This is a genomic window from Streptomyces klenkii (genome assembly GCF_003626645.1).
GTDB classification, from domain to species: Bacteria; Actinomycetota; Actinomycetes; order Streptomycetales; family Streptomycetaceae; genus Streptomyces; species Streptomyces klenkii.
Genome location: NZ_RBAM01000147.1, coordinates 1 through 1,150 on the forward strand (window position 1 = coordinate 1; position 1,150 = coordinate 1,150).

Annotated in this window: 2 protein-coding genes; both read left to right on the forward strand. The window is 71.3% G+C overall.

Annotation, left to right across the window (positions count from 1 at the left end):
- The first annotated feature begins 147 nt into the window (after nt 1-147).
- Complete coding sequence (locus D7231_RS35305) at nt 148-894, forward strand: C40 family peptidase (protein ID WP_206752008.1); 747 nt, start codon at nt 148-150, stop codon at nt 892-894.
- A gap of 22 nt (nt 895-916) precedes the next feature.
- On the forward strand, nt 917-1,150 hold a 234-nt coding region (locus tag D7231_RS35310; protein WP_147449908.1), incomplete at its 3' end, for a hypothetical protein.

A 1,150-nucleotide genomic window follows, 5' to 3' on the forward strand; every position in this document is an offset into this window, starting at 1 on the left:
TATTCCAGGTTGAGCAGGGTCGATTCCTGGAGAGCGGTCATCAGGCCGATGAGCGTGGCGCGCCCGGACAGCCCGGCGTCGGCGGCGACGGAATCGATGGGCCTGTTCCAGCAACGCCCCTCCCAGGGCTGGGGCACTCCCGAACAGGTGACCGATCCGATGTACGCCGCGACGATGTTCTTCCTGGGCGCGGACGACGGCGACCCGCCGGGGCTGACCGACATCGAGGGGTGGGAGACCATGCCGCCGGGCGACGCCGCCCAGGCCGTGCAGCGCTCGGCCTTCCCCGACCTCTACGCAGGCCAGGAGGACGCCGCCCGCGAGATCGCCGAAGAAGCTGGCATTGACCTCTACCGCCCCGGAGGCGGCGCTCCCGCCCCCCAGCCCACCGATCCCGGCACCGAGGACCAGTGCTACCCCGACGAGGGCGAGGACGCCCCCGGCGGCGGCGAGGGCAACGGCTTCATCGACTCCGCAACGACGGCCTGGCCGCTGCGCGTGGACAACCCCCGCTCCACTGAGGGCGCGATCGCCTGGGCCCGCGACCAGGCCGAGACCAGCTTCTCCGGGTGGTACCGCCGCTGCCTGGCGTTCGTCGCGCAGGCATGGGGCTGGGGCGGGTCCGGCGTGAACTACGCGATCGACCACTACCGGCAGATGCCCGCCGACATGCGGCACGACGGCAGCCGCACCGTGCCCCCCGGGGCGCTCATGTACTGGGAGACGGGCGGCAGGGCGGGGCACGTCGCCCTGTACCTCGGGGACGGGCTGATCGCCAGCAACGACATCTTGCGCCCCGACTACATCGACATTGTGGACGCCACCGAGATCGAGACCCGCTGGGGCGCCACCTACGTCGGCTGGGCGCCACCGTACTTCCCAGCCGGCTGGTAACAGAAAGGAGGGAACATCACCCATGCCCGCCATCAACCCGGCCGACGTGCCCGTCGCGCCGATCCACACCGTGATCCTTACGGCGGACGGCCCGCTCGTAGACGGCGAACCCGTTACCGTGCTGCCCGACGCCGATCCCTATGAGGCAGCCCTGCTCGAACTGAGGCGACGCGCGGCCTTGCGCTCCCGCCCCGTCCGCGTCATCGCCAAGGAACCCGGCGGCGAGAGGTACTTCATCGTCGGCCCCGAGGGCGAG